Genomic DNA, 24445 nt, shown 5'->3' with positions numbered 1-24445 from the left:
CTGCGAATCAGGCACTCAATACACGTGCATATTAGTCGCAGCGGGGTGTCCAAAATAGTGGGTGTGGAACGCCTTCTCTAATTGAGATTTGAACCCGCGTTGGCTCTTGTGCGACTTCGGGGAGGTATTCCTCTTCCCACTCTTTACCATTCAATCGCGCTTGAACACGATATTTTTGTGGTTCGTCTGGAAGCTCTTCAGACGAGACATAGAAGAGACCATCCCCAGATTCGCCGTTTCGTCCTACAAGTTCTTCCTCATTTGAATACACTGTCTCATCATCAATAGTAAGCCGAGCCGCTACAGTTTGGGTTGTCTGAGTGAGGTTTACTGCTAGTAATTCACAGAGAGTTACCGCAGTTTCTTCTTCGCCTGAACTACCGGAACATCCAGCAAGTAGTGGAGTAAGAGCAGTTCCGCTCTTCGCAAGAAAATCACGACGGTTCATGTGTTTATATAATAATTGCGATTTCTTAAATTCTTAGTCCCTTGGTATGGGCAGTGCATCTTCTGTATCTAGCGATCAAACACACGTCTGCATCAGTTGTTGAGAGTTACATAGCGACAGCGAGGGCGTCGTCCTTCTGAACGTCCCGCCCAGCGGCGTCACTCCGGATCCCGCGGTTGCCGGTCGCGCTGCATCTTCACCTCGCCGCTGGCGCGCATGGTCCCGTCGACGGTGGCGCCGTCTTCGAGTTCCAGATGTTCGCAGGACACGTCGCCGAGCACGCGTGCGCCGTCGGCGATCGCGACCGTCCCGCTCCGGGTCGTCACGTCGCCGTGGATGCGCGTGCCCGATCCGATCACGACGTCTTCCCGCGCTCGGAGGCTGCCGAACACGTTGTTGTCCTCCCCGACCGTGATCTCCTCGGCGCGGACGTTGCCGTGGAGCCGGCAGTCGTCGCCGATCCGGGCCGGCGTCGAGACGCGCCAGGCGTCGTCGCTGACGGTCCCGTTGCGCGGGACGACCAGCGGGTCGCGCTCGGGTTCGTCCTCGTCGACGAACTCCTCCAAGATGCGCTCGGCGGCGTCCTCCTCGCCGAGGCGGAGCAGCTGCGTGAGATAGACGTACAGGAAGACGATCGTCGGCATCGGGTTGCGGATGACGATCCAGCCGTTGGCCTCGAATCCCTCCTCGATGTCGACGTCGTCGCCGATGTCCAGATCGCCGCTGACCATCAGCTGCCCGCCGACGTGGACGCGCTCGCCGAGGTAGGCGTCGCGGCCGACCAGCACGTTGCCCTCGACGTCGCACCACATGTCGAGCCGGCAGTCGGCCTCGGCTTCGATGTCCCCGCCGAAGCGCACGCCCTCGCCGGCAAGCACGTTCCGCCCGCGGACGCCGAACTCGACGGTGGCTCGCCCGCCCAGCAGCACGTCGCCGTCGGTCACGAGGTCGTGCTCCTCGACGGTGGTGCCGTCGGGGATCGACAGTTCGTCGAGGGGGTTCGATCGCAGCGACACACCCCCACTTTCCAGCGCCCCGTAATAAACCCGTTGCGGCGTCTGACGGGCGTCCGACGCCACTCCGAGATCCGAGATATCGCGCCTCGCCGAGCAGAGCACATCGATCCCTGGCTCGACTCCGTCTCGCCAGGACGCCGGAGGACGCGAGGCGTCCTCCGAGCCCTCACTCGCTATCGCTCGTGAGGACGCCGCCGTCATGCAAGACTTTTGACCGCGCGGCGCTGACGGATGTCCATGACGACGCTCGCGTTCGACGAGCAGGGGGTCGACGTCGTGTACGAGGGGACCGAGTTCCGACTGGAGCGCGTTCTTATCGAGGACGCCATCCAGAAGGACTACTTCGACGTGACCGACCACGAGGTGCTCCAGATGGTCGCCGAGGATCCCGAACTCGGAGGCGAACCGCGCCGGATCGGCGACATCGTGGACGGCTGATCGAGCCCGTCGCCCGCCCGGGGTTTTGACGACCGACCCTACAGGTTTTGGGGACCGACTTTTGCCCGACGGTCGCGTTGTGCCTAGCGATGATCGATCTACAGCGGCGGATTTATCTTCGAGCGTCCGGCGATGTGAACTGTTTCGCCCGCCCGCTCGCGTGCGATTTTGGTACCGCCGTAGCCGACGATCGACACGTCGCGGGAGCCTGCTGATCCTGCGGATGGACGACTGGGTCGTCGACACGGAAAGCTGGCCGACCGCCGTCAGCGCGGCCAGTGGAGGATCGGTATGACCGCGGAGAGTCGAGAACGACGCTCGGAGGCGGTCGAGACGACGATCGTCTACGTCGACGACGACCGTCGGACCGCCGAGAACGTCATCGCAGCCCTGCGGGAGGAACTGCCCGCCGCGGCGATCAGGCACGTCGATAGCGTCGCCCAACTCCTGCAGTCCGGACTCGACGACGTCGACTGCCTGGTGAGCGCCGCTCAACTCGCCGACACGCCCGGCGTCAACTTCGTCCGGGCGGTTCGGGAGGTCAGCGCCGCCGTCCCCGTCCTGCTGTACGGCGACCCCGACAGTCCCGCCGAGATCACGGCGGCGTTCGACGCCGGCGCGACGGACTATCTCCAGCGCGTCGGCGAGTCGGCGCCGAGCGCGCTCGCCCGGAAAGTCGCTGCGATCGTGAACGCGGCCGATTCAGGGGGCGGCGCCGGTTCGGGCGCAGATCCGTCTGCGGAGTCGCCGCCAACCGACGAGTACCGCGTGATCGCGCAGGTCGCCAGCGACGCCATCGTGACGATCGACGAGCGAAGCCGAATCCACTACGCCAACCCGGCGGTCGAGGACGTGTTCGGGTACGAGCCCGACGAGCTCGTCGGCGAGCGGCTGACGGCGTTGATGTCCGACGATATGGTCGGCCCACATCAGGAGGCGCTCCGCCAGTACGTCGAGACCGGCGAGCGCACGCTCGACTGGAGCTACCTCGAAATGCCGGGCGAGCGCAAAGACGGGACCGAGATCCCGCTGTCCGTCTCGTTCGGCGAGTTCGAGCGCGACGGCCAGCAGTTCTTCGCAGGGATCATGCGGGATATCAGCGACCGAAAGGGTCTAGAGGCCGATCTCCGCGAGGAGCGCAACCTCAACCAGCGCATCGTCGAGACCAGCCCCATCGGCATCGTCACGCTCGACGCCGACGGGGAGTTCACGTTCGCAAACGAGCGCGCCGAGGAGATCCTCGGCCGGTCGGCGGTGCAGGTCGAGGAACTGTCCCACGACGACGGCGACTGGGACCTCGTCGACGCCGAGGGCGCGCCCCTCCCGAGCGATCGGACCGCGTTCGGACGCATCGTCGAGAACGGTGAAGCGGTCTACAACGTCGAGATGGGCATCCGGCGCCCCGACGGCGAGCGGGCGTGGCTCTCGGTCAACGGCCAACCGCTGACCGAGGGCGACGAAATAGCGGGCGCGGTCGTGACGATCCAAGACGTCACCGAGCGCCGCCGACTCACCGGCGAGCTGCAGGAGGTGTACGGGCGCGTCACGGACGCGTTCTACGCGCTCGACGATCAGTGGCGGTTCACGCACGCGAACGAACGGGCGGAGGAACTGATCGACTACCGGGGCGAGGGGCTCGTCGGCAAGCGAATCTGGGACGTGTTCGAGTGGGCCGAAGACTCGAAGCTCGGCGCGGAGTACCGCGAGGCGATGGCGACCCAGGAACCGTCCTCCTTCGAGCTGTACTACCCCGAGCCGCTGGAAGCGTGGTACCAGATTCACGTCTACCCCTCCGAGACGGGGCTGTCGGTATACTTCAACGAGATCACCGAGCGAAAAGAGCGCGAGCGTGAACTCGAAGAGACCAGACGGCGCTACCGGACGCTCGTCGAGCACTTCCCGAACGGCGCCGTCGCGCTCGTCGACCCGGAGATGCGGTATATCACCTTCGGCGGCACGCCGGAGGTCAGGAGCCTATCGAGGGAGGAGATGGAGGGCGAGATTGTGGGGGACGCGCTGCCCGACGAGCTCGCCGACGCGGTGCGCCCGGGGTACGCGAACGCCCTCGACGGCGAGTCCGTCAGGTACGAGGAGACAGTCGACGGCCGGTGCTACCAGTTCCACTTCCTCCCGGTGCGCGACGACGACGGCGAAATCTTCGCGGCGATCGGGATGTCTCAGGACGTCACCGAGCACCGCGAGCAGCGGCGAACGCTCGAGGAGCGCGAGCGAGACCTCGAACGACAGACCGAGTACACCGACGACGTGCTCGACGCCGTCGACGACGTGTTCTACGTTCTCGACGAGGACGGCAGGTTCCAGCGGTGGAACGAGAGCCTCTCCGAAGTGACGGGGTACGCGGACTCCGAGCTAGAATCGTTACGCTCGCCGGACCTGTTCCGCGACGAGGACGAGGAGCGGATCGAGGCTGCGATCGAGGAGTGCTTCGAGACCGGCAGCGTTCAGGTCGAACTGCCGTACCTGACGAAGTCGGGTGAGACCGTCCCGTACGAGTTCGTCGCGACGACTCTCGAAGATCCCGAGGGCCGACCGGTGATCGCCGGGATCGGCCGCGACATCACCGAGCGTAGGGCACAGGAGCGACAGCTCGAGGAGTTCGTCCAGCAACAGCACGCGCTCTCTCAGCTCCGCCGAAAAGCACTCGAGGACGCGGACCTCGACGAGCTGTTCGCCGAGACCGTCGAGCGGGTCGCGGACGTGCTCGGCCACGAGTACGCCAAGGTGCTCGAGATCCAGGAGGGCGGGGACGAGCTGCTCCTGCGCTCGGGCGTCGGCTGGGACGAAGGGATCGCGGGGACGGCAACAGTCGACACCCGAGAGAACTCGCAGGCCGGATACACCCTGCAGACGTCCGAGCCGGTCGTCGTCGAGGACCTCGAACACGAGACGCGCTTTACCGGTCCTGAACTGCTGACCGACCACGACGTCTCCGGGGGCATCAGCGTGATCATCGGGCCGCGTGACAACCCGTGGGGCGTGCTCGGCACCCACACTACCGACGACCGGGAGTACGACGACCACGAGGTCGAGTTCGTCCAGCACGCCGCGGACATGCTGACGACGGCGATCGAGCGCGAGCGCTACGATCAACAGATCTCCGCGCTCAGCGATGTTACGCGGGTGCTCATGGAACTGGAGTCGCCGGAAGACGTCTGCGACATCGTCGCCGAGGCCGCCGCAGCCAACCTCGATCTGCCGATCGCGACCGTCGCCATGTACGACGAGGGGGACGGCCGGCTCAGGCCCGCCGCGGCGACGCCGTTGGGCGAGCAGCTCGGGGAGCAGACGGAGCTGTTCGACGTCGCGTCGGGGCTGGCGTGGGAGGCGTTCGTCAACGACGAGCGACGGACGGACGCGCAGGACCGGCGGATCGAACTGTTGAGCGAGCCCGTGCATCTCCGCGAGCGGATCGCGCTGCCGCTGGGCAAGCACGGCGTCCTGCTCGTCGGAATCGCCGGCGAGGGGACGATGCCGGAGCCACAGATCGACTTCGTCGAGACCGTCGCCGCCACCGTCAGGGCGGCGCTCGACCGCGCCGACCGCGAGGAGACGCTGCGGGACCGCGAGGCGGCGCTCCAGCGCCAGAACGAGGACCTCGAACGGCTCGCCCGGCTCAACGAGGTCGTCCGGGGCATCGAGCGCGTGCTGGTGGGCGCGGCGACCCGTTCGGAGATCGAGTCGGCCGTCTGCGAGCAGCTCGCGACGGTCGAGCCCTACGAGCTCGCGTGGATCGGCCAGCCCGACGGCGACGGGGACGTTCAGCGGATCGCCGCTGCCGGCGAGACCGCGTACCTCGACGACGTGGTGCTGACCGACGCCGCGGGCGACGATCCGGAGCCGAGTCTGGCGGCGGCCGAGGCAGGCGAGGTCCGGGTCGCCGAGCGCGTCCACGCGGAACCGCCACTCTCGGGATGGCGGCAGGCGGCGCTCCGGCACGGGCTCAGCTCGGCCGTCGCCGTCCCGATCGAGTACGGCGGCTACCGCTACGGCGTCCTGACGGTGTACGGAAGCCGGACGACCCTGTTCGACGAGCGCGAGCGCGAGACGCTGGTCGACCTGGGCGACACCATCGCGTACGCGATCAACGCCGTCGAGAGCAAGCGCGCGCTCGTCGGTGACGAGGTCGTCGAGTTGGAACTGGAGCTGTACGACCCCGACGCCTTCGTCTTCCAGTTCCTGGCCGAGACCGGCGGCCAGTTCACCTTCGAGAACGTGTTCCTTCAGGACGGCCGCGGGCTACGGACGCTGTTCTCGGCGACCGACGTGACCGCCGAGGAGATCCGGGACTACGCCGAGCGGTCGCCGTTCGTCGAGGAACTGCGCCGGATCACCGACGACGACCCGCCGCTGTTCGAGTGCACGCTCACCGAGAGCGGGTTCATCCCCCGGCTGTTCGACCACGGCGCGCGCCCCCAGCAGCTCACCGCCACCGCCGAGGGAGCCGAGATCGTCGTCGAACTCCCCGCGACCGTCGACGTCCGGGGGTTCGTCGAGATGCTCGAGACGCTGTTCGAGCACGTCGAACTGCTCGCCCGGCGCGAGCGCACGCTGGAGACGCGCTCGCACCGCGAGTTCCAGGCCGAACTCGACGCCGCGCTGACCGACCGCCAGCGGGAGGTGCTGCGGTCCGCGTACTTCGGCGGCTTCTTCGAGACGCCGCGCCAGCGCACCGGCGAAGAGATCGGCGCGTCGCTCGACATCTCCCAGCCGACGTTCAACCACCACCTTCGAGCCGCCCAGCGCAAGCTGTTCGAGTTGCTGTACGGCTCGGCCGATGCGGGCGCCCAGAGCGAGTGAGCGTCCCCGCCGCCGGCCGATCGGGTCGACGCGACGGGGTGCCGACTCTAGGTAGATAGTATCGGCTCGATCGGTCGGGGTGGTATGCTAGGTAGAACTCGTATGCCCCCGAACGTCCTACGATGGAGTGTAACTCATGACCGCTAACGCTGACACCCTCACCGAAACGATCGTTCTCGAACTCTCCGACGTCACCGGCGTCGATCCGCTCGACCTCCCGCCGCTGTACGACGCCGTCGACGTCGACGCCCTCCAGCAACTGTTCGATCGAGGGAACGACGTCGAGGTGGAGTTCGCCGTCGCAGGTTGCGACGTCATCGTCCGCGGCCGCGACGACGTGACGGCCACGCCGACGAGCGGGCGGACGCCCGCCACCCTGCGCGCCGAGGGCGAGAGCGATGCCGCCGCCCCGACCGGGTTCCAGGACTGAATGTCCTCCAGACTCGTGCCAGTGGCAAACACCGACGACGTCGAGCAACCCGTCCGCGTGACAGAGTGTGCGAACTGCGGCGCGCCGATCGACCGCAACGAGTGGCATCCCGTCCGGGCCAAGACGGTCGACGACGAGTTCCGGATCTACGCCTTCTGCAGCGACGACTGCCGGGCCTCGTGGTCCGGCCCGGATCGCTGACCTACCGTCCAGATCGGATCGCTGACCTGCCGCCCGACCCAACGTGTGTAGGCACGCTCGACCGCGTGACGTTCTGCTAGTAGGCACGACGACTTAGGCCGCTTCGTTCGTACGACCGATAGAATCATGACTGCGCGAACTACCGTCACCGATCCGGGTTCTGACGCCGACGCCGCGCGGACGAGCGGAGCGAGCGACGCGGTGATTCAGGCCGTCGCGGAAGCGAAAGGCGTCGATCCGCTGGAACTGGATCCGCTGTACGACCGGATCGACCTCGACGCCGTCGACCGTCTGTTCGCGTCGGCCGACGTCCCGGCCGGTCGACTGTCGTTCGAGGTTGCCGGCTGTCGGGTCCGAGTCCGCGCCGACGGGCAGGTAAGCGCGACCCCGCTCGGCACCGCCGACGGGGTGGGCCAGGAGTGACCCGGAGCGATCGACCGTGACTGACGGCCGCGAGAACGCGCCGCGACCGTCCGCCGAAAGCGAGAGCGCACCCGATCTCTGTTCGCACTGCGGCGACGCCATCGACACCAGCGAGTGGCATCCGGTCGTCGCGCGGTCCGAGCCCGAGGAGTTCCGCATCTACCCGTTCTGCGACGAGGAGTGTCGCGACGCGTGGGAGTCAGAATAATGCACTCTTCGCGCCCGCGCGCGACCGGGCAAGTTTTAGGCCTCGGTCGTGGATGCACAGGTAGCGAACTTCTCACGCCATGTGCCCACCAGACGGGGGAGCAGACGACACGGAGTACAGCTACGTCGAACACACCGGGGAGTCCGGCGACCGCGCCGCGACGGTGTTCGACGACGACAACGAAGACGCCTGGATCGAGACCGACACGCTGGTCTCGCTGGGCGAGGGCGATGCCGACCCGGAAGCGGGGACCCGATTCGACGAGGCGACCGGCACCTACCACGTCGAGTACGACTGGCGCGACGCGATGCCGCTGTCGATGATCGTCGTGATGATCGTCGCCGACCTCGAAGGCGTCGGGGCGACCGAACTGGATCCGCTGTACGACTACCTCGATCCCGAACTGCTCGATCGACTCTTCAGCCCGCAGGAGGACGGCAGACTCGCCGCCGGCGAAGTGTCGTTTACCTACCACGACTACGAGATCACGGTGTTCCGCCACGGCCACATCGGCGTCACGCCGCCCGCGGCGCGCTGAGGGAGGTCCCGCGGCCGGCGCTTACTCTCTATCGTCGCCGTACCGCTCGGCGGCCGACTCGAACCCGAACTCCTGCTGTTCTTTACTGCGGCGCTGTTCGGCTTCCGCCAGCGCCTCGGCCTCGGGCGCGGCGTCGTCGGTGACTCGCGCCCACGAGTCGTGGACCTTGGCGTGACACCACCGACAGAGGTAGACCGTGATCTCGTGGGAGAGGTTCTCGCCGTCGTCTGCGTAGGAAAGATGGTGTTCCTCGAGCAGCGGCCGCTCGTCGTCGTGTGCGAGCCGGCGCTCTTCGAGGCCGCAGCGGACGCACTCCCGGTCGGGGTTGCGCGACCGGAAGTGCGGGCAGTCGGCCCAGTTCCAGTCCTCGTCGTCGGCCGCGACCGGGCAGGCGAAGTCGTCGGTCCGGCGCTCGCGGGCGAACTCCGGGTCGTGCTCGGGGAACTCGAAGGCGTACCGACACCGGCCGTCGTCGGTGACGTGGTCGCAGACCCCGGCGTGCTCGTAGGGGTCGTCGACGCCGACCGACGTGCCCTCCGGCGTCTTCTCCATGCCCGATCGGTGGGCGCGGCGACCATTGAATCCTCCGGCTGGACGGCCGGTACAAGTAGATCTCCCGCTGGACGCCGACGCGTCCGCGGCGTCACTGCCGCCGCCAGTCCGGCTACCGCTCGCTGCGGAGGAAGGCGAAGCTCTCGACGCTGACGGTCGTCTCGCCGTCCCCGCGCTCGGCGTCGACCGCGTCGCCAGTCACGAGATCGGTGTCGTCGACGCGTTCGCCGAGCGTTACGTCGACCGGTTCGTCGCCGAAGTTCAGCGCGACGACGACGCGCTCGCCCTCGTGCTCGCGGGCGAACGCGACCGCGCTGTCGTCCGGCGCCGACCACTCGACGTCGACGAGGTCGCCGTGTCGGAGCACCTCGCTGTCGTTCCGCGCCGCGATCAGCTCGCGGTGGAGCGCCGTCAGTTCCTCGTCGCCGCCCCAGTCCATGTCCTCGCGGAAGTGGGTCATCCCCGTCTCCTGGCCGTAGTAGACCATCGGCATCCCCGGGAGCGCGAACGTGGTCGCGACGGCGGCCTCGTGGGCGGCCCGGCCGCACTCGTCGACGTAGCGCCCCTCGTCGTGGTTCTCGACGTAGCGCATCTGGACGGCGTGAGGCGGGAACCCCTGGCGAGCGTCCTCTCGCATCGCGTCGAGCAGGTGGCTCGCCGGTTCGTCGCCGTTGCCCACGTCGCGGAGCGCGTGGTACAGCGGGGTGTCGTAGTGGACGTCGAACTCCAGCTCGTGGGCGTCGGGGTCGCGCGGGATCGACTCGTCGAGCAGGAAGAACTCGTCGTCCTCGGCTTTCGTCCGGCTCCGGACCTCCTTCCAGAACCCGTGGGGAACGCCCCACGCGACGTCACAGCGGAAGCCGTCGACCTTCTCGGCCCAGAAGTCGACCACGTCGAGCAGGTGGTCTCGCACCGCCAGCGAGTCGTAGTTGAGATTCGGGATCGACCGCCAGTTGAAGTAGTGGGCCGGCTCGCCGTCCTCGAAGGCGTACCACTCGCGGTACTCTTCCATGCCGGCGTCGGCGAACTGGCTGGCCCAGTGGCGCCGCGAGGAGTGGTTGATAACCAGGTCGAAGATCACCTTGACGCCGTGGTCGTGGCAGGTCTCGACCAGCGACTCGAACTCGGCGAGGCTGCCCAGATCCGGCGCCGTGTCGAAGTAGTCCAGCGTGTCGTAGCCGTGGGGACCGCCGCGGTCCCAGCCGTCGGTGTGTTCCGTCGGGCTGTACGCGTCGACGATCGGCGTCATCCAGAGCGCGTCGACGCCGAGCCACTCCAGGTAGGGGATCCGCTGCTCGATCGCCTCGAAGGAGGCGTCGACCTCGCCGGTGAAGGAGCGCGTGAAGATCGAGTACAGCGTCGCGTCGCGGATCCAGTCAGGCGACTCGTTGGGCAGTTCGACCGCGCCGTCGGCGTCGACTGCGGCGGTGTCGGCCACGGAGTGACGCTCGCCGACCGCGACGGCGTGGACGCGCAACTGCTCGCCGACGGCGTCGAGATCGCACGTCGCGACCGCGCCGTCGATAGCGAGTTCGCCGTCAAACGACGCCCGATCGCGGTCGTCGACGTAGAACTCGACGTCCAGGTCCTGCCGAGCCTGCGAGGCAGGGCTCGGAGGACTCCGTCCTCCGGCGTCTTCGACCGTCTCGTCGTTCGTCAGGCCCGGCAGCGGCGTCGCCTCGAAGCGGACCTCGCCGTCCTCGACCGCGGCGTCGAGTTCGATCCGGGCTCGATCCGGGCCGTCGACGCGGCGGCGCTCGAACTCGGCGTCGCTGTAGTTCTCGTCGGGGACGAAGATCGCCTTGTACTCGCCGGGCGGGAGTTCGGTCTCGAAGACGAACGCGTCGCCGTCCCGCCGTGCGCGGTCGGTTCCGAGGACGTGCTCGTTGAACGACGAGGAGAGCCAGACGTCGTCGGCGTCCTCGTGGGGGATCGAATCGGCGGGCACCTCGAACCGAACGGGGTGGCGCTCGTCGGGGAACGCGCGAACCGTGAGCCGATGCTGACCGTCCGGCGCGTCGAGTTCGACGCGGTAAACGCCCGCCTCGTCGGGGACGAGATGTTCGACCGACGCGTCGCCGAGCGCGGCGTCGCTGCCGTCGGGCGCCGCGACGAGCGTCCAGTCGTAGTTCGCGTCAGGTGTCGGAGCGCGCGGTGCGAGTTCCACGTCGTCGCCGACGGCGACGAACCGCGGCGGGCCTGGGTGGTGCATACTCTCGGAAAACGCTCCGGAGTCATAAGTGCAATCTGTAGAGAATTTACGTTCGACCGTCGACGCACGAGTGCGGCCAGCAGCGCGCGGCTCCGGCGTGTACCGGGAAGAGTGGGCCGTACGCGCTTATCGAGGCTCGACGGCCACCGTTCCGAGGGAGCTGTCGATCAGGGTCGGGGCCCGCCGCTGGGTAAAGAAATCTTCACCGATCAGCGGCGTGCGGGCGATCTCCGGAAAACGCCGCGGCGCCGCGGCATCGATCCGGCGCTCGGCAGATCGATGGATTCTCCCGGTTTGCGCTCCCGGGAGCAGGTACGGTGACGGGACTGATCGGCGAGAACCGCCGCCTCGCGCTGGCGAGCGTGCTCGGGATCAACGCGCTGCCACTCGTCGGTATCGTCTGGTTCGGGTGGCACGCCTCGACGCTGCTCGTCCTCTACTGGTTCGAGGCCGGCGTCGTGCTCCTTCGAGGGGCGTTCGAGGGACTGTTCGCGGCGCTCCCGGCCGGCCCGGCGGGACGCGGGCACGTGTTTCCCTTCGACGAGCTACAGTCGAAACGGGGCTCGCTCCGGGTCGTCGGCTGGCTTCCGCCAATCTATCCTCGGAACGTCCCGGTGGTGCTCAACACGCTCATCGTGCTGGCGCTGATCTGGCCGCTCGCCGGAGTCGGGGTGTACGCCGTCGTCGTCGACGGGCCGCTCTCGCCCGGCGCGCCGTCCAGCGTCGCACTGGCCGCCGGCGGGATCGTCCTCGGGCACGGCATCACCGCGATCGAATCGCTCCGGTCGGGTCGATACGAGCGCGAGTCCGCCCACTCGGTGCTCTCCCAGCGGCACGTCGTCGGACTGCTACTCTCGCTCCTGCCCGGCGCGCTGTGGGCCGACGCCGCCGACGGCGCCGGCGCGGTGGGCGCGTGGCTCGGACTGGCGGCGATCGTCTGCGCGAAGTTCGCGTTCGATCTCTACGAGTGGTCGGCGACCGGGAGCGACGACCCCTCGCGGATCGAGCGGCTGGTGTCTCGCGTGCGCGCCGACAGCATCGGCGAGGAGCAATCGGTCGAGACGCCGGACGGCGAGCCGGTCGAACGGATTCGACCCGACGCCCGCGCGGTCCGACTCCGGGGCGCCGCGCTCGGCGCGGTCCACGGCGTCCTGCCCCTGAGCGGGCTCGTGCTGGCGGGCGCGACGGGGCTGACCTGGCTCTGGCTGGGGCTCGCCGAGGCCCTCCTCGTCGCAGTCGTCTGCCTGCTTCCGTCGGTGCTCGCCCACCTGCTGGCACAGGACGTGCAGTTCGGCCACCTCGAATACCGGATCTACGAGTCGGATCTCGTGGCGTACGATCGGCTGCTGGCGGCGCCCCAGTGGCGACTGCCGCTCGACGCCCTCTCGGAGTGTCACGCCGCGTCGGATCCGATCGACCGGCGGACCTCGCTGAACACCGGGACGATCCGCATCGAGCGACGCGACGGCGAGACCGAACGACTCGCCTTCCTCCCCGACGCCGACGGCACGGCTTCCCGCCTCGAAGCGCGATCCCGCGGCGAAGCGCACTCTCGGGGATCCGACGCTGTCGCACGGGAACGCGGCGGGCAGTCCTGACAGCTGTCGGGAAAAAACGCCTTCGGTGCTGCGGCCACAGGGTTCGGGCATGGCAGATCTGGCCGCGGATCCGAACGCCGACGTCGACGTCGAGCAGGCGGCCGCCGCCTTCGGCTCGCTGGCCGACGAGAACCGGATCGCGATCCTGCTGGCGCTGTGGGCGGCAGACGAGCTCTCCTTCGCCGAGTTGCAGTCGGCCGCCGGGTTCGAGGACTCCAGCCGGTTCAACTACCACCTCCGCAAGCTGCTGGGTCGGTTCGTCGAGAAAGATGACGACCGCTACCGGCTGCGGGCCGCAGGGGCGAAGGCGATCGACATCGTCGTCGACGAACGGTTCGGCGACACCTCCGAGCCGGTCGACCTCGCGCTCGACGCCCCGTGTCCCGACTGCGGGTCGGCGCTTCACGCCCGCTACGAGGACGACGCGATCACGGTCGAGTGCCCCGACTGCGACTGCGTCGTCCACCTGGGCTACTTCCCGCCGCGCGGGCGGGCGACTCGCGATCCCGAGGCGTTCCTCGAAGCCTACGCCAGACGCCTCTGGCGGGACTTCACGCTGGCCTACGAGGGGACCTGCCCGCGCTGTAGCGGGCGCACGTCCACCCGCGTCGAGATCGATCCCGACTGGCACCTCGACCTGCCCGCGGTCAGCGACTGCGCCGACTGTGGCACCTCGATCGGGACGACGATCGGGCTCCGGCTGCTGGCCGATCCCGCCGTCGTCGCCTTTCTCTGGGACCACGGCGACGCCGTCGACGGGCGGCCGTTCTGGGAGTTTCCCTTCTGCATCGACGACGCCGACGCCGAAATCGTCTCCGAGGAGCCGTTCCGGGTGGTCGTGCCGATCGAGCGGGGCGGGGAGGTGTTGCGGGTGACGGTCGATCGGTCGGCGCAGGTCGTCGAGACGGCGCGTGTGACGAATCGGGACGTTCGGCGGGAGTGACTGTCTGGATCTGGTGTTCTCTGAAGATGCTGGCGCGTTCTTCTCGTTGCTATCTGGAAGAAGCCACTGCGAAGCAAATCTGAGTATCTTCTACGCGATAAGAGAGGACCTGAACGAAAAGAAGGGGATTTGTTCACCTGCGATCTCGAATGTGGGCCTCAACTGCGGGGGTCAACCGGAACTACAGTTCACTGTCTGGAACGACCACGACCTTTCCGAAGCCTTCACGCTCTTCGATGATTTCGTGGGCGCGCTGAATTTTGCTCATCGGGAGCGTCTCGCGAACGTGAGGTTCGAACTCGCCCTCCCAGACGAGTTCGAGTACGTCGTCGACTTCGCCAGGTGCCCCCATAGTCGAGCCGTGAATCTCTAACTGGTTCCAGAAGATACGGTTGATATCCGTTTCGGGGTCGCGACCTGTCGTAGCTCCACATGTAACTATTCTTCCACCCTTCACGAGGCTGGCAAGTGAATCCTGCCAAGTGGCCTTGCCGATGTGGTCGACCACCACGTCGACGCCGCGCTTGTCGGTCGCATCGGCAATTTCGTCGGCGAAGTTCGTCTCGTCGTAGTTGATCGTATGGTCAGCACCGATGTCGGAGGCGTACTCCAGTTTCTCCTCGGTACTGGCAGTCGCGTACACCTCCGCACCGATGTAGTCGGCAATTTGGACAGCGGCATGGCCAACCCCCCCGCTGGCACCGAGAACAAGAATCGATTCGCCGGGCTTGAGTTCCGCCCGGGTAACGAGCATCCGCCACGCCGTCTGGAAGACCAGCGGTGCTGCGGCCGCTGTTTCCCAATCAACTCCCTCTGGGACGGGCACGAGATTCTCCGAGGGCACCGCCGTCTTCTCGCTGTGGACACCCCGGACGTGCTCACCGATGATCTGAAAGTCAGCGCACAGCGTCGGGTCTCCGTCACGACAGAACTCACAGTGCCCGCAAGCCAGCCCTGCAGAGATTGCGACCCGGTCTCCCGGTTCGAAGCGTTCGACGTCTTCGCCCACCTCCTCAACGACGCCAGCAGCGTCACTGCCGGGTATGTGTGGCATCTCTAGATCGAGGCGGTTGAGTGCACCAAGTCCCATCCGTGTGAAGACGTCAAGGTGGTTCAGTGCACCGGCTTTCACATCGACCAGGACCTCACTGCGGTCTATCTTTGGGTCGTCGAAGTCGTCGTATTCGAGAACGTCTCTGCGACCGTGCTCTGAGAACTGAACAGCTTTCATACCATAGCTAAAAACAACCTTGGCAAAAAGTGCTGGTACTACCGCTATTGTCTGCCTATACATCGACAATCAACGAAATGTGTGGTGAGATCTCACCTGAAATTAGGTTTACTAATCACATAGCGGACCGCGTTTCTGGTGATCGGTAGCTTACCCGTCACTGACAGCTTACTTGGTCGATCTGAACACCGTTCGAGCGGGTAGCGGCGCTCCCGACTCCTAACGCCGCGCCAAAAAAAAGCGTTCGTCGTGCGACTCAGCGCTCGACCAGTTACCGTACGACCGAGCTTACATGTAGCCGAGGTCGCGCAGGCGCTCCATCAGGTCCTCCTTGTCCTGGGCGCGGCCGGCGCGCTCGGTCGTGTCGTCGAGGTCCTGCAGCCAGGCGGGGTCCTCGGTGGTCTTCTCGGTGCTGACCTCGCTACCCAGCGAGCGGAAGCCCGCGAAGTACTTGGGCGAGACGGGGATGTCCTCCTGGGTGAGGCCGTTGGGCAGGTCGTCGTCGGCTTCGGGGACGTAGCCCTCCTCGGGGAAGCCCTCGACGGTGTCGGGGACGACGAAGTGCCAGAAGGCGTCCCAGACCGCGGCCTCGTCGAACTGGAGGATGGGCTGGACGCGGTCGTGGGGCGGGTAGATGTCGGGGTCGTGGCGCGGGGAGAAGAACGTCTCGTCGGCGCGGGCCTCCTGCTCGTCCCAGCGGACGCCGGAGATGACGCCGTCGATGTCGTACTCCTCGAGAGCGTCGTTGAGCGCCACCGTCTTGAGCAGGTGGTTGCCGACGTAGGTGTCCAGCAGGAACGGGAAGTCCTCCTCCTCGTACTCGAGGATCTCGCGGACGTGGTGCTGGTTGTGCTCCGAGAGGGCGTCGATGGGGATGTCGTCGCCGGGTTCGAGGCCGTTCTCGTCGACGTACTCGCCGACGTCCTCGTTGCGCGCGTAGATGACATCGAGATCCCACTCGTCGGCCCAGTGGTCGACGAAGTCGTGGATCCCGTCGAAGTGCTGGTAGTGGTCGATGAACACCGCCGGCGGCACTTCGAGGTCGAACTTCTCCGCGACCTCCTTGATGAAGTACAGCGTCAGCGTCGAGTCTTTCCCGCCGGTCCACATGACCGCGGGGTTCTCGTAGGCTTCGAGGCCCTCGCGGGTGACCTCGATGGCCTTCTCGATCTTGTCGTTGACCGAGGAGTAGTCCTCGGGGTCCTCGCCTTCGCCTGCGCTGTAGTCGACGTCGACGTAGTCGGGGAAGCTGTCTGTCTGCGCCATCGTATAATTAGATGTCATTACGCGGGTTGAAGTTCTTTTTGGGTGCTGTCCGATTAGATGCGCGTTACCGAGTAACAAGCAGAGTCAGAGCGACTTCGCGCCGGCGGCCCCGCCAGTCCTTAATGCGTACTCGCCCTACGGGGAGACAGATGGCCACACAGGCGGGAAGCGTGCTGCGCCGACCGGCGAAACCGGAGATTGCGGTGTTCGTCTCCGGCGTCGTCAGCATGGGACTGGAGATCCTGGGCGGCCGGATCGTCGCGCCCGAGTACGGGAGCAGCATCTACACCTGGGGGACCGTGATCGCCGTCTCACTGGCGGCGCTGAGTCTGGGCTACCACGTCGGCGGGAAGCGCGCCGCCGAGCGCGCGAGCCTCGGACGATTGTCCTGGCTGCTGCTCGCCGCGGCGGCGTACGCCGGCGCGCTGGCGTTCGCGCACGAGCCGATGCTGGCGGCGACGGCGAACGCTCCGCTGCCCACCCGCTTCGAGTCGCTGCCGGCGGTGACGCTGCTGTTCGGCGTCCCGACGTACCTGCTCGGGTTCGTCAGTCCCTACGCCGCGGAGTTGACCCGGAAAGACGGCGTCGGTGCGGCGTCGGGCCACGTGTACGCGCTCGGTACGATCGGCAGCATCGCGGGCGCGTTCGGGACGACGTTCCTGCTCGTGCCCGCCCTGAGCGTCGAGCGGATCGCTCTGGCGTTCGCCGGCGTCCTCGTCGGCGGCGCGCTGCGTCTGGGGCGACCGACACTGTCGTGGAAACTGTGGGGCTCGGGCCGCGACTGGTCGACGAGGGCGTCACGGCCGGTCCTGCGAGGGCCGACCGACGCGGAACTGGCGGTGTTCGTCTCCGGGCTCGTCGGAATGGGGCTGGAGATCCTCGCGGGCCGCGTCGTCGGAACGCAGTTCGGGAGCAGCATCTTCACCTGGGGCAGCATCATCGGCGTCTCGATGGCGGCGCTGAGTCTGGGCTACCACGTCGGCGGGAAGCGCGCCGCCGAGCGCGCGACCGACGCGCGCCTGGCTCGGTTGCTGCTGGGCGCGACGGCGTACGTCGCCGTCCTGATCTTCGCTCGCGAGCCGCTGCTGGGCGCGACGACGGCGCTTCCGCTGTCGGCCCGCTTCGCGTCGATACCCGCGATCGTGCTGCTGTTCGGGCCGCCGACGTATCTGCTGGGCGCCGTCAACCCCTACGGCGCGGAGCTGTCGACGGTCGAGGGGACGGGCGCGGCGTCGGGCCACGTGTACGCCGTCAGCACCGTGGGCAGCATCGTCGGCGCGTTCGCGGCGACGTACGTCCTGATCCCGTCGCTGTCGGTCGAGGGCATCGGGCTGTTGTTCGGCGTCGCGCTGCTCGCCACCGCCGTCCGAATCGTCGTGTCCGCGCCCGCGCCCGAGCGACGCCCGACCGTCATGTCCGTCGCCGTCGCGCTGTTGCTCGTCAGCTCCGTCGCGGCGCCGTCGCTGGGCTACTCGATCCACGGGGAGGTCGTCCATCAGACCCAGACGCCGTACCAGGAACTGGAGGTCGTCGATCGAGGCGACACTCGGACGCTGTATCTCGACGGGAAGCGCCACAGCGCGATGGACCTCGACGACCCGAACCGTCACGTCTTCGAGTACACGCGCTACTTCCACATGCCGTACCTGCTCGCCGACGATCCCGACGAGATCGACCGGGTGCTGTTCGTCGGTGGTGGCGGGTTCACCGGGCCCAAACGCTTCGCCGAGGAGTACAACGCGACCGTCGACGTCGCGGAGATCGATCCGAAGGTGATCGACGCCGCCGACCGGTACTTCGGGCTCGACGAGTACCGCGAGTCCGGCGAGATAAACGTGCACAACGCCGGCGGGCGCCAGTTCCTCCAGGAGACCGACCACACCTACGACCTGATCGTCATGGACGCGTTCAAGCAGGACAAGGTGCCGTTCCAGCTGACGACGGTCGAGTTCATGGAGCTGGCGTCCGATCGGCTCTCCGAGGACGGGATGCTGTACGCGAACATGATCTCGGCCCGCAGCGGGCCGGCCTCGCAGTTCTACCGCTCGGAGTACAAGACGATGGGCGAGGTGTTCCCGCAGCGGTACAGCTTCCCGACCGACGACGCGAACGTCGTCCAGAACGTCGAGGTGATCGCGACCAAGGACGACGCGCCCGTCACCGAGTCGGAGCTGCGCGAGCGCAACCGCCGGCGCGACATCGGCATCGATCTGACCGAGGAGATCGGGTCGTACCAGCGGTCGGTCCCGACCGACGACGTGCCGATCCTCCGGGACGACCGCGCGCCCGTCGACAGCCTGCTGGAGCCGATGGTCGGACAGCGGTACGTCGTTCAGGAGACCGACGAGTCCGAGAGCGCGACCGCCGCGGGGGCGGTCGTTCGGGACCCGTCCGCCCCGGCCGCGACCGCGAGGTGACGGCGCCAATCCGGGCCGCCGGCGAGTATACGCAAAACGAGGCCTCCGAACGCCTTTCCACGTGACGACCGAACGGGAAGACGCGGTCAGGGGGAGATCATGGACACGTCACGACGAGCACTGCTACGGAGCATCGGCACGGGAACTGCCGCCGCGGCCGGCGTCGGAGCGATGGGAGCGGGGACGGCGAGCGCGCAGGACCTCCGGAAAGGGGCCGTGATTCCGTCGGTCGACGAGTTCGCCGACAACTACACCGGACAGTGGCTCGAACTCAACGAGGAGACGTCCGCGACCGGCGATCCGGTCAGCGGCTGCGAGGAAGCGGAGTGGTCGCCTGACGAGACGCAGGCGTACACCGGCTTCCTGATGGATCGACGCACCGGATCGGCGCCGATCATCGAACTGGACGTGCTGACTGAGGCGGGCGATCCGGGACCGGAACCGGACACCACGTTCATCGTCAACGAGGCGAGCGCGTGCGGGGATGACTTCGTCTTCCTCGACTTGCGGGTCGTCCCGATCAGGTCGGTGGCCGGAGGACCGGCGGGCCCGGAAGCCAATCAGGGCGACGACGGTGGCGGCGGGGGCGGCGGCGACAGCACGCCGGGGTTCGGCATCGCCGCCGCCGCCGCGGCGCTCGGCGCGGGCGCAGTTGCCCGGTTGCTTCGCCGAGACGACGGGTGAACGCCGACGGTTGGAGAAGCAACGAAGGAGGCCGACGACGAGCCAGAAGAAGGCCGATTAGTCCAACGAGTGCGTCGGCACCTGGGGATGATCAGCCGATCGGTCACGCGGAGACCGGTCGACAACCCGCGTCACTCAGCCTCCGTCCGCCGGCAAGAACGGCGACGGGTCGTCCTGCGCGAACGTGAACACACGCCGGCAGTCCAGCGGCCGGACGTGCAGGCGCAGCTCGCCCTCGCGGGCGATCGTCGCGAGGAAGTTCTCGGCGCTCCGGACGTCGTAGTACGCGGGCACGAGGATCGTCGTCTCGGCCGTCGTGTTCTCCAGCGCCGCGACGACGAAGACGATCCCGTTCTCCTCGGCCCGGAAGACGTCGACCTCGTCGAACGCGCCCGTCCCCTCGACCGCCGCGGCGACGCGCTCGAACTCGTCGTCCGGAACGAGCACGTCGATCCCGGTGCGGGCGTCCGCGCGCTCGACGTCGGCGTCCCCCACCGCGGTCACGTCGCCTGGGTGGCAGACGATGGCGTCCCAGCCGTCCTCGCGGTACGCCTCGGCGGTCGCCGCCGCGTCCTCGATCACCCGATCCCAGACCGGTCGCACGCGGCTCGCGACGGCGTCCGCGCGGTCGGCGTCGTCGATGCTGCCCATGTGCGTATCGGGAGCGGCATCCGACAAAAAGGCTTCAGCGGCGCGAAACGCCGTGCGGTTCCGAAGCCGCGCACCAGTTCCGACCACGCAAACAGTTATTATTTATCACGATCCCTAATGACATAGTGACGGACCTCCTGTCGATCAGCGACCTGCGGACGCAGTTCACCACCGAGCGCGGCGCGGTCAAGGCTGTCGACGGCGTCGACCTGACGGTCGAGCGCGGCGAGACAGTCGGGCTGGTCGGCGAGAGCGGGTCAGGCAAGAGCGTGACCGCGCTCTCGGCGATGCAGCTGGTCGACGATCCGGGGGATATCGTCGACGGCCGGGTGCTGTTCAGAGACGCCGAACTCGCCGAGCGGCTCGCGGAGCAGTATCCGAACCGGGCCGACGAGTTCGTCGCGGGCGGCGCGGTCGACCTCGCGCGGGCGCCGGAGGCCGCGATGCGGGACGTCCGCGGGGGCGAGATGAGCATGATCTTCCAGGATCCGATGACGTCGCTCAACCCCGCGATGACCGTCGGCGAGCAGGTCGCCGAGAGCCTCCAGCTGCACCGCTACGGCGCCAAGCGCCGCGACTCGTGGCTCAACGCCGTCCGCGAGGTGTTCCCGGGGCGGGATCTTCCCGAGGAGGTCGTCGACGACGTGATCGAGATTCTCGACGCGGTCGGCATCCCGGAGCCCGAGGAGCGCTTAGAGGAGTACCCCCACGAGTTCTCCGGCGGGATGCGCCAGCGCGTGCTGATCGCCATCGCGCTGGCGTGTCGCCCGCAGCTGCTGATCGCCGACGAGCCGACGACGGCGCTGGACGTGACCATCCAGGCCCAGATTCTGGAACTGATCAACGACCTGCAGGCCGATCTGGGCACGTCGGTGCTGTTTATTACCCACGACCTGGGCGTCGTCGCCGAGACGTGCGATCGGGTCGCCGTGATGTACGCCGGCGAGATCGTCGAGGAGGGGCCGGTCGAGGAGATCTTCCACAACCCCTCGCACCCCTACACGTACGCGCTGCTGGAGTCGATCCCGCGAGAGGACAGCGACCGGCTCCGGCCGATCGAGGGGAACGTCCCGGACCTCGTCGACATGCCCGACGGCTGCAACTTCGCGCCGCGGTGTCCCTGGGCCCACGAGGCGTGTGTCGGGAACGAGATCCCTTACCTCCAGCACGGCCCCGACGACGTCGATCACGCCGCCAAGTGCGTCATGGAGTCGTTCGACGAGAGCGAGTACGGCGTCGAGGCGCCGTCGATTTCCGGCGAGTCCGAGACGTTCGTCGGCGACCCGCTGCTGGAGGTCGAGGGGCTCCGCAAGTACTTCTCCCGGGCGGACGACCTGCTCGACAAGTGGCTCTCCTCGGAGCCCCAGACGGTCAAGGCGGTCGACGGCGTCTCGCTGGAGGTCTACGAGGGCGAGACGCTGGGACTGGTCGGCGAGTCCGGCTGCGGGAAGTCGACGACCGGCCGGTCGATCCTGCAACTGCTCGAACCCACCGATGGGCGGGTCCTGTTCGCCGGCGAGGACCTGACGACGCTCGACGCCGACGACCTCCGGGCGAAGCGGCAGGACCTCCAGATGATCTTCCAAGACCCGATGTCGTCGCTGGACCCGCGGATGACGGTCGGCCAGACCGTCGTCGAGCCCCTGAAGATCCACGGGCTGCCCGAGGAGACGGGCGACATGTCTCAGCGGCAAGCGCGACGCGAGCGCGCGCTCGAACTGTTAGAGGCGGTCGGGCTGGAACGGGGGCAGTTCGAGCGCTACCCCCACGAGCTCTCCGGCGGGCAGCGCCAGCGCGTCGGCATCGCGCGGGCGCTCGCGGTCGACCCGGACTTCATCGTCGCCGACGAGCCCGTCAGCGCGCTGGACGTCTCCGTGCAGGCCCAGATCCTGAACCTGCTAGAGGACCTACAGTCGGAGTTCGGGCTGACGTACCTCTTTATCGCCCACGATCTGAGCGTCGTCCGGCACATCTGCGACCGCGTCGCGGTGATGTACCTCGGGAAGGTCGTCGAGTCCGCGCCGACGGCCGAGCTGTTCGCCGATCCGCGCCACCCCTACACGAAGGCGCTGCTGTCGTCGATCCCGCGACCGGACCCCCTGGCCGACACCGACGACCGGATCATCCTGCAGGGCGACGTTCCGAGCCCCGTCGATCCGCCGTCGGGCTGTAACTTCCGGACGCGCTGTCCGGAGGTGATCCCGTCGGAGGGACTGGACGTCGAGCAGTCGACGTTTCGGGCGGCGATGAACTTCCGCCAGCGCGTCGAGGCCGACGAGATCTCAGCCGACGCCATCCACGGCGGCGGCGGGCCGAGCGCCGACGCCGAGGCCGAGACGATCGAAACCGCGACGGACGGCGGCGCCGACCGCGATGTGCTGGTCGGGCGGCTGCTCGATCGCGAGTTCGACGAGCGCCCGACCGGCGAGGTCGGCGAAGTCGTCAGGCGAGCGGCCGGCCACCTCGTCGACGGCGACCGCGACGCCGCGGCGGAACTGCTCCGCGAGCGGTTCGAGACGCCCTGCGAGCGCGAGGAGCCGGTCCGCGGCGAGGGAGCCCACGGCGCGGCCTGCCACTTAGTCGACGACGGCTGACCGGTTCCGTCGGCCGTTCCGTCCAGTCCGTTTCTCGTCGATCGCCACCCCTCGCATTTAATAATAGCATGAATTATAGTTACATATGTCGCACGATGCAAGCCGGCGGGATTTCCTGAAAGCGGCGGGGGGCGCAGCCGTAGCGACGACGGCGACGGCGGGCTGCCTCGACGGGGGCGGCGGCGACGGCAGCGGATCGCTCGTGTACGCGCGCGGCGATCACCCCGAGAACTACGACCCCCAGCAGACGACCAGCGGCGAGGTCGCGAAGGTGACCAACCAGATCTACGACCAGTTGATACAGTTCGAGCCCGGGAGCGGGGGACAGCTGACGGAGGGGCTCGCGACGGAGTACTCCCTCGAAGGGACGACGGCGACGCTCACGCTCAGAGAAGGCGTCCAGTTCCACAACGGCGAGGAGCTGACCGCCGAAGACGCGCGGGCGACGATCCGGCGGTTCATCGACGAGGAGTACGACTACTACCTCGGCGAGAACCGCTCGGGGTACGGCGCCTTCACCTTCGGCAACTGGGTCGACAGCGTCGACGCGAGCTCGGACTACGAGCTCTCGATCGAACTCGTCCAGCAGTACGCGCCGTTCCTGCGGAACCTGGCGATGTTCGCGGCCGCGATCCTCTCGCAGGCCCAGATCGAAAATCTCGGCGCCGATCCGGAGAGTCAGGTCGAACTGGGCACCGATCCGAAGGGAACGGGAGCGTTCACGTTCGAGGAACTCGACAACGGCAACGAGCGGGTTCGCCTGAGCGCGTACGACGACTACTGGGGTGACGGTCCGAACGTCGACGAGGTCGTGTTCACGACGGTCGGCCAGAACTCCTCGCGCGTCCAGGAGGTGATCAACGGCGACGCCCACATCACCGACAACCTCGACTCGCAGTCGTCCCAGCAGGTCCAGAACTCCGGCTCGGCGTCGCTGCTGTCGAAGAACGGGATCAACGTCGGCTACATGGCGTTCAACATGGAGCGCGTCGAGGCGTTCCGCAACAGGCAGGTCCGGCGCGCGGTCAGTCTCGCGGTCAACACCGAGGCGATCGTCAACGACATCTACCAGGGGTTCGCCGAGCAGGCGACCCAGCCCCTGCCGCCGGACGTGATGGGGCACAACGATAGCCTCGAACCCTACCCGCAGGACAAACAGCAGGCTCAGACGCTGCTGGAAGAAGCTGGCGCGACGGGGCTCAGTTTCGAGCTCGCGACGTTCTCGAACCCGCGGGGGTACAACCCGAGCCCGGTCGACACGGCCAATCAGGTCCGGTCGGACCTGGAGGACATCGGGATGTCGGTCGAGATCAACCAGTTCTCGGATTTCGGGTCGTACCTTGACTACACCGACGCGGGCCGCCACGACGCGTGCTTCCTCGGCTGGTACACCGACAACGCCGACCCGGACAACTTCATGTACGTCCTGCTCGACCCGAAGGTCGACCTCGAACAGGTGCCGGAGGGCCAGGACTGGGTCAGCTTCGACACCGAGGGGTACAGCCCGCTCAACGCGGCGGCGTGGGCGAACAACGAGTACATGCAGACCGTCCGGGAGGCCCAGGCGTCCTACGACGAGGCGACCCGACAGAGCCTCTACGAGGAGGCTAGCCAGCTCGCCCACGACGAGGCGCCGTGGGTGTTCATCGACTACGCCCAGACGCTGCGCGCGGTCAACGAGGCCGTCGACGAGGACTCCTACACGGTCAGCTCGGTCGGCGGTCCGTACCTCGAAATGGTGTCGCTGAACTGACCCCCGCGAGGGGCCACTCCCCGC

Annotated in this window: 20 protein-coding genes; 13 read left to right on the top strand and 7 right to left on the bottom strand. The window is 67.4% G+C overall.

The features are described from left to right. Positions 1–31: 31 nt before the first annotated feature. Both NO931_RS13385 and NO931_RS13380 read right to left on the bottom strand, forming a co-directional pair. Positions 32–448, bottom strand: a complete 417-nt coding sequence (locus NO931_RS13385; protein ID WP_256392837.1) for a hypothetical protein — start codon at positions 446–448, stop codon at positions 32–34. 158 nt (positions 449–606) lie between these two features. Further along, a complete protein-coding gene (locus NO931_RS13380; RefSeq protein WP_256392836.1) occupies positions 607–1464 on the bottom strand; it encodes a polymer-forming cytoskeletal protein in 858 nt (285 codons plus the stop codon). 237 nt (positions 1465–1701) lie between these two features. On the opposite strand from NO931_RS13380, the gene NO931_RS13375 reads away from it, so the two are divergent. The 7 genes from NO931_RS13375 to NO931_RS13345 all read left to right on the top strand — a co-directional run bounded on the left by NO931_RS13375 (position 1702) and on the right by NO931_RS13345 (position 8520). After that, positions 1702–1902: a DUF5800 family protein gene (locus NO931_RS13375; protein WP_256392835.1), complete on the top strand. Its 201-nt coding sequence runs from the start codon at positions 1702–1704 to the stop codon at positions 1900–1902. A gap of 291 nt (positions 1903–2193) precedes the next feature. Continuing rightward, a complete protein-coding gene (locus tag NO931_RS13370; RefSeq protein WP_256392834.1) occupies positions 2194–6720 on the top strand; it encodes a PAS domain S-box protein in 4527 nt (1508 codons plus the stop codon). Between the two features lie 136 nt (positions 6721–6856). Next, positions 6857–7150, top strand: a complete 294-nt coding sequence (locus NO931_RS13365; RefSeq protein ID WP_256392833.1) for a HalOD1 output domain-containing protein — start codon at positions 6857–6859, stop codon at positions 7148–7150. Then, entirely contained in the window at positions 7151–7351 is a 201-nt protein-coding gene (locus tag NO931_RS13360) for a DUF7576 family protein (RefSeq protein ID WP_256392832.1), read from the top strand. Positions 7352–7477: 126 nt separating this feature from the next. Further along, a complete protein-coding gene (gene ddfA / locus NO931_RS13355; protein WP_256392831.1) occupies positions 7478–7774 on the top strand; it encodes a DdfA family disk-determining factor in 297 nt (98 codons plus the stop codon). Between the two features lie 16 nt (positions 7775–7790). Further along, positions 7791–7982: a DUF7576 family protein gene (locus tag NO931_RS13350; protein WP_256392829.1), complete on the top strand. Its 192-nt coding sequence runs from the start codon at positions 7791–7793 to the stop codon at positions 7980–7982. A 79-nt stretch (positions 7983–8061) separates the two neighbouring features. Then, positions 8062–8520, top strand: coding sequence for a HalOD1 output domain-containing protein (locus NO931_RS13345; RefSeq protein WP_256392828.1), 459 nt, complete (start codon positions 8062–8064; stop codon positions 8518–8520). A gap of 21 nt (positions 8521–8541) precedes the next feature. Here NO931_RS13345 and NO931_RS13340 read toward each other — a convergent pair whose 3' ends face one another. Together NO931_RS13340 and NO931_RS13335 are read right to left on the bottom strand one after the other, a co-directional pair. Further along, positions 8542–9072: a DUF7097 family protein gene (locus NO931_RS13340; protein ID WP_256392827.1), complete on the bottom strand. Its 531-nt coding sequence runs from the start codon at positions 9070–9072 to the stop codon at positions 8542–8544. Positions 9073–9184: 112 nt separating this feature from the next. Continuing rightward, complete coding sequence (locus NO931_RS13335) at positions 9185–11284, bottom strand: alpha-amylase family glycosyl hydrolase (RefSeq protein ID WP_310737322.1); 2100 nt, start codon at positions 11282–11284, stop codon at positions 9185–9187. 317 nt (positions 11285–11601) lie between these two features. Here NO931_RS13335 and NO931_RS13325 point away from each other — a divergent pair, with 317 nt between their 5' ends. Together NO931_RS13325 and NO931_RS13320 are read left to right on the top strand one after the other, a co-directional pair. Continuing rightward, positions 11602–12882: a DUF6498-containing protein gene (locus tag NO931_RS13325; protein ID WP_256392826.1), complete on the top strand. Its 1281-nt coding sequence runs from the start codon at positions 11602–11604 to the stop codon at positions 12880–12882. A 49-nt stretch (positions 12883–12931) separates the two neighbouring features. Then, complete coding sequence (locus NO931_RS13320; protein ID WP_256392825.1) at positions 12932–13825, top strand: ArsR/SmtB family transcription factor; 894 nt, start codon at positions 12932–12934, stop codon at positions 13823–13825. Positions 13826–14006: 181 nt separating this feature from the next. On the opposite strand, the gene NO931_RS13315 is transcribed toward NO931_RS13320, so the two are convergent. Both NO931_RS13315 and NO931_RS13310 read right to left on the bottom strand, forming a co-directional pair. Next, complete coding sequence (locus tag NO931_RS13315; RefSeq protein ID WP_256392824.1) at positions 14007–15056, bottom strand: zinc-binding dehydrogenase; 1050 nt, start codon at positions 15054–15056, stop codon at positions 14007–14009. A gap of 288 nt (positions 15057–15344) precedes the next feature. After that, positions 15345–16322 carry a phosphoadenosine phosphosulfate reductase family protein gene (locus NO931_RS13310; protein ID WP_256392823.1) on the bottom strand — a complete coding sequence of 326 codons (978 nt, stop codon included), beginning with the start codon at positions 16320–16322 and terminating at the stop codon, positions 15345–15347. 149 nt (positions 16323–16471) lie between these two features. Here NO931_RS13310 and NO931_RS13305 point away from each other — a divergent pair, with 149 nt between their 5' ends. Both NO931_RS13305 and NO931_RS13300 read left to right on the top strand, forming a co-directional pair. Then, the gene (locus NO931_RS13305; protein ID WP_256392822.1) at positions 16472–18739 is read left to right on the top strand and encodes a spermidine synthase; all 2268 of its coding nucleotides are present in this window, start codon (positions 16472–16474) and stop codon (positions 18737–18739) included. Positions 18740–18838: 99 nt separating this feature from the next. Further along, positions 18839–19423, top strand: a complete 585-nt coding sequence (locus NO931_RS13300; protein ID WP_256392821.1) for a hypothetical protein — start codon at positions 18839–18841, stop codon at positions 19421–19423. Between the two features lie 135 nt (positions 19424–19558). Here the strand turns inward: NO931_RS13300 and NO931_RS13295 are convergent, their stop codons facing one another. Further along, the gene (locus NO931_RS13295; RefSeq protein WP_256392820.1) at positions 19559–20074 is read right to left on the bottom strand and encodes a DUF7529 family protein; all 516 of its coding nucleotides are present in this window, start codon (positions 20072–20074) and stop codon (positions 19559–19561) included. Positions 20075–20199: 125 nt separating this feature from the next. On the opposite strand from NO931_RS13295, the gene NO931_RS13290 reads away from it, so the two are divergent. Then, a complete protein-coding gene (locus NO931_RS13290; protein WP_256392819.1) occupies positions 20200–22668 on the top strand; it encodes an ABC transporter ATP-binding protein in 2469 nt (822 codons plus the stop codon). Between the two features lie 85 nt (positions 22669–22753). Further along, positions 22754–24421 (top strand): ABC transporter substrate-binding protein, encoded by a 1668-nt coding sequence (locus tag NO931_RS13285; protein WP_256392818.1) that lies wholly within the window; start codon positions 22754–22756, stop codon positions 24419–24421. Positions 24422–24445: the final 24 nt, after the last annotated feature.

The sequence above is a fragment of the Natronoarchaeum rubrum genome (assembly GCF_024494695.1).
This window is presented reverse-complemented; position numbering and strand designations above follow the sequence as displayed.

Coding starts and splice junctions, on each gene's coding strand:
- ddfA (WP_256392831.1), top strand. CDS start 7,478: ATGACTGCGCGAACTACCGTCACCGATCCGGGTTCTGACGCCGACGCC.
- NO931_RS13315 (WP_256392824.1), bottom strand. CDS start 15,056: ATGAAAGCTGTTCAGTTCTCAGAGCACGGTCGCAGAGACGTTCTCGAA.
- NO931_RS13335 (WP_310737322.1), bottom strand. CDS start 11,284: ATGCACCACCCAGGCCCGCCGCGGTTCGTCGCCGTCGGCGACGACGTG.
- NO931_RS13310 (WP_256392823.1), bottom strand. CDS start 16,322: ATGGCGCAGACAGACAGCTTCCCCGACTACGTCGACGTCGACTACAGC.
- NO931_RS13295 (WP_256392820.1), bottom strand. CDS start 20,074: ATGGGCAGCATCGACGACGCCGACCGCGCGGACGCCGTCGCGAGCCGC.
- NO931_RS13300 (WP_256392821.1), top strand. CDS start 18,839: ATGGACACGTCACGACGAGCACTGCTACGGAGCATCGGCACGGGAACT.
- NO931_RS13365 (WP_256392833.1), top strand. CDS start 6,857: ATGACCGCTAACGCTGACACCCTCACCGAAACGATCGTTCTCGAACTC.
- NO931_RS13285 (WP_256392818.1), top strand. CDS start 22,754: ATGTCGCACGATGCAAGCCGGCGGGATTTCCTGAAAGCGGCGGGGGGC.
- NO931_RS13320 (WP_256392825.1), top strand. CDS start 12,932: ATGGCAGATCTGGCCGCGGATCCGAACGCCGACGTCGACGTCGAGCAG.
- NO931_RS13345 (WP_256392828.1), top strand. CDS start 8,062: ATGTGCCCACCAGACGGGGGAGCAGACGACACGGAGTACAGCTACGTC.
- NO931_RS13360 (WP_256392832.1), top strand. CDS start 7,151: ATGTCCTCCAGACTCGTGCCAGTGGCAAACACCGACGACGTCGAGCAA.
- NO931_RS13370 (WP_256392834.1), top strand. CDS start 2,194: ATGACCGCGGAGAGTCGAGAACGACGCTCGGAGGCGGTCGAGACGACG.
- NO931_RS13385 (WP_256392837.1), bottom strand. CDS start 448: ATGAACCGTCGTGATTTTCTTGCGAAGAGCGGAACTGCTCTTACTCCA.
- NO931_RS13375 (WP_256392835.1), top strand. CDS start 1,702: ATGACGACGCTCGCGTTCGACGAGCAGGGGGTCGACGTCGTGTACGAG.
- NO931_RS13305 (WP_256392822.1), top strand. CDS start 16,472: ATGGCCACACAGGCGGGAAGCGTGCTGCGCCGACCGGCGAAACCGGAG.
- NO931_RS13340 (WP_256392827.1), bottom strand. CDS start 9,072: ATGGAGAAGACGCCGGAGGGCACGTCGGTCGGCGTCGACGACCCCTAC.